This is a genomic window from Nostoc sp. 'Peltigera membranacea cyanobiont' 213, from assembly GCF_002245975.1.
GTDB lineage: Bacteria > Cyanobacteriota > Cyanobacteriia > Cyanobacteriales > Nostocaceae > Nostoc.
This window is the reverse complement of record NZ_NOLI01000285.1, coordinates 1-3,662: the sequence shown is the minus strand read 5'-3', so window position 1 is coordinate 3,662 and position 3,662 is coordinate 1. Positions and strand designations below refer to the sequence as shown.

The window sequence follows — 3,662 nt, the reverse complement described above, 5'->3', positions numbered from 1 at the left end:
ATTCCTAATGTATTTGGGACAGAGGGAACTCGTCTTTACAAGACTGGCGACAAAGCCCGCTACCTTAACGACGGCAATATTGAGTTTCTCGGTCGTATTGATTATCAGGTGAAGATTCGTGGCTTCCGCATTGAGCTTGGGGAAATTGAATCTGTATTGACTCAACATCCTTCTGTTCTGCAAGCTGTAATATTAGATCGCAAAGATCAACTTGGAAACAAAAATCTTGTAGCGTATGTTGTACTGAATCAATTAGCATTCAATCCCAATGAACTGCGCCACTTCCTTAGAGATAAGTTGCCTGATTACATGATCCCCCATGCTTTTGTGCAGATGGATGCTCTGCCCCTGACGCCCAATGGCAAAATAAACCGCCACGCGCTACCAGCGCCTGACCTATCTCAAATCAGTCTTGAAAATGGCTTTGTTGCACCTCACTCTCCTAGAGAAAAGATTCTAGCTGACCTCTGGACTGAACTTTTAGGGTTGGAAAAAGTTGGCATCCACGACGACTTCTTTGAAATGGGAGGACATTCTCTGCTAGCCATCCAACTTATTTCTCGGCTACGCGAAGCCTTCTCCATTCAGTTACCCCTGCGCTGTTTGTTTGAAAGTCCTACCATTGCCGAGCTTGCTGAACTGCTAGCTGCCCAACAAATTGAGCAAGCGGAAAACAATATGCTAGAGCAATTTTTAACTGAGATTGATGAATTATCAGATGAGGAAGTGAAGCAATTGCTAACTGAATAGTAAGGGATTGAGCATGGGGAATTGGTCATTAGTTAGTGATTCCCCCACTCACTTTTTAATTTAGGATTAATTTAGAAAAAATTTATGAGTGACCTGCGAAAACGTCTTGATAATCTTTCTTTAGAAAAGCGTGAACTTCTGCTTCAGAAGCTACAAACACACAAACAAATTTCTTCAACAAGCGATATAGACAAAGTTCCACCGCTTATAGCAGTCTCTAGGGAACAAACAGTTCCGTTATCCTTTGCTCAACAATGCTTATGGTTTTTGGATCAGTTGGAAGGAGGGAGTGTTAACTACAACATGGCTACGGGAGTCCGACTCATCGGTTTCCTGCAAGTAGCTGCTTTAGAACAAGTGATCGCAGAAATTGTCCAACGTCACGAGGTTTTACGTACCAACTTTAAAACGGTGAATGGAACTGCTGTTCAGGTAATTGCTCCAAGTTTAACTTTTACTTTACCCATGTTAGACTTGCAAGCATTAACAGCAGAAGAAAAATCTGCTGAGGTGCAACGGTTAGCCAGAGAAGAAGCTCACCGACCTTTTGACCTAGCGAACGACCTTCTGCTGCGGGTTAGCCTCATGCGCTTGGGAGCAGATGAACATGTGTTGCTGCTGACGATGCATCACATTGTTTCTGATGCCTGGTCAATCGGGATATTCGTCCAAGAGTTAGCCATCCTTTATAAAGCTTTCTCTTGTCTTGAACCTTCCCCCTTGCCAGAACTGCCCATTCAGTACGCTGACTTTGCTTGCTGGCAGCATCAGTGGCTCCAAGGGAAGGTGCGGGAAACTCAAATTAACTATTGGAAGCAGAAATTGACGGGTTCTTCTCCTGTGTTGGAACTGCCTACAGACCGACCACGCCCCCCAATCCAGACTTTCCAAGGTGATACCCAGCACTTTCAGATTGGTCTCCATCTGACTCAGAAGTTGAAGACCTTCAGTCAGGAATCAGGAGCGACACTGTTCATGACGCTGCTGACGGTCTTTGCAATCTTACTCTCACGATACAGTGGCATGGAGGACATCGCGATCGGCTCCCCCGTTGCCAATCGCAATCGCTTGGAGACTGAATCATTAATTGGTTTTTTTGTCAACACCTTAGTGTTACGTATCGACCTGTCTGGAAAACCCAGGTTCCCAGAGCTATTAGCTCGGGTGCAGCAGGTCGCCCTGGATGCCTATGCTCACCAAGATTTGCCGTTTGAGCAAGTTGTAGAAGCCTTACATCCAGAACGCAACCTAAGTTATAATCCCCTGTTCCAGGTCATGTTTAACTTTGAGCATAACTCAGCACAGACGCTGGATCTGCCAGGTCTAAACGTTACTTCCTTAGCAATGGAGAACGTTACGACGAAGTTTGATTTAACCTTGTCGCTGACAGAGACTGATTTGGAACTGACAGGGGAATTGGAATACAATACTGATTTGTTTAACCCTAGCACGATGTCTCGGCTGCTGGAGCATTTTCAGACCTTACTCGAGGGAATTGTGACTAATCCCCATCAGCCGATTTTTGAATTGCCTCTGCTAACTACAGTAGAACGACATCAGTTGCTAATGGAATGGAACAACACCCAGGTTGAGTATGTTTTCGACAGGTGTATTCATCAATTGTTTGAAGCTCAGGTGGAGCGCACCCCGAAAGCGGTAGCGGTGATGTTTGAGAACCAACAACTTACTTATCAGCAACTGAATTGTCGTGCCAATCAACTAGCACACCACCTGCAAGCGATCGGAGTCAAGTCAGAGGTACTGGTGGGTATTTGTCTGGAGCGCTCCTTAGAAATGTTAGTGGGGCTGTTGGCAATTTTCAAGGCAGGCGGTGTTTATGTACCATTAGACCCGGACTATCCCAAAGAACGTTTAGCCTACATTCTCTCAGATTCACAAGTGTCTGTGCTGTTGACTCACAAGAATATAGCAACCGCATTGCCTGAAAACAAAGCACGTGTAGTTTACCTCGATACAGACTCGGAAGTAATCTCTCAACAGAGCGAGCAAAATCCCGTAAGTGTAGTAGCAAATAAAAACCTAGCTTATGTTATCTACACCTCTGGTTCTACAGGAATGCCAAAAGGAGTGATGATCGAGCATCGAGGGATGCTCAATCATTTATATGCGAAAATATGGGATCTCAAGCTCACAGAAACTGACGCCATCGCTCAAACTGCTCCCCAAAGTTTTGATATATCGGTTTGGCAATTGCTGGTAGGACTACTTGTAGGTGGGCGGGTTGAGATTTTTAGCAATGAGATTGTACATAACCCGGCAAAATTGTTGGAGCAGATTGAGAAGCAGGGAATTTCTATCCTGGAGGTTGTGCCTTCGCTGTTGCAAATGATGCTTCTGGAGATAGAATCACACAACCAGGAACGTCCCCATTTGTCTAAGTTACGTTGGTTAATCTTAACTGGTGAGGCATTGCCACCAAACCTATGCGATCGCTGGTTAAACCACTATCCAACCATACCAATCTTAAATGCCTATGGTCCTACAGAATGCTCTGATGATGTTACACATTACCCCATATATCAGCCATTAGGGGCAGAAACTCTCAATACACCAATTGGTCGGGCAGTAGCAAATACTCAGTTGTATATTTTGAACCCCCAACTACAACCTGTGCCAATAGGGGTAGCAGGCGAACTATATGTTGGTGGAGCGGGAGTTGGTCGTGGTTATCTCAATAAGCCAGAACTAACAGATCAAGCCTTTATTCCTAATGTATTTGGGACAGAGGGAACTCGTCTTTACAAGACTGGCGACAAAGCCCGCTACCTTAACGACGGCAACATTGAGTTTTTGGGTCGCATTGATTATCAGGTGAAGATTCGCGGCTTCCGCATTGAACTTGGAGAAATCGAAGCTGTGCTAGCACAACACCCCGATCTACGAGAAACCGT

At 45.1% G+C, this 3,662-nt stretch carries 2 protein-coding genes; both read left to right on the top strand.

Translation table 11 applies throughout. The annotated features are described in order from the left end of the window. Positions 1–750 (top strand): phosphopantetheine-binding protein (locus tag CDG77_RS33975; protein WP_143857165.1); only part of this gene is annotated, 750 nt, incomplete at its 5' end. Between the two features lie 84 nt (positions 751–834). After that, a partial coding sequence (locus tag CDG77_RS33970; RefSeq protein WP_143857164.1) for a non-ribosomal peptide synthetase occupies positions 835–3,662 on the top strand: 2,828 nt, incomplete at its 3' end.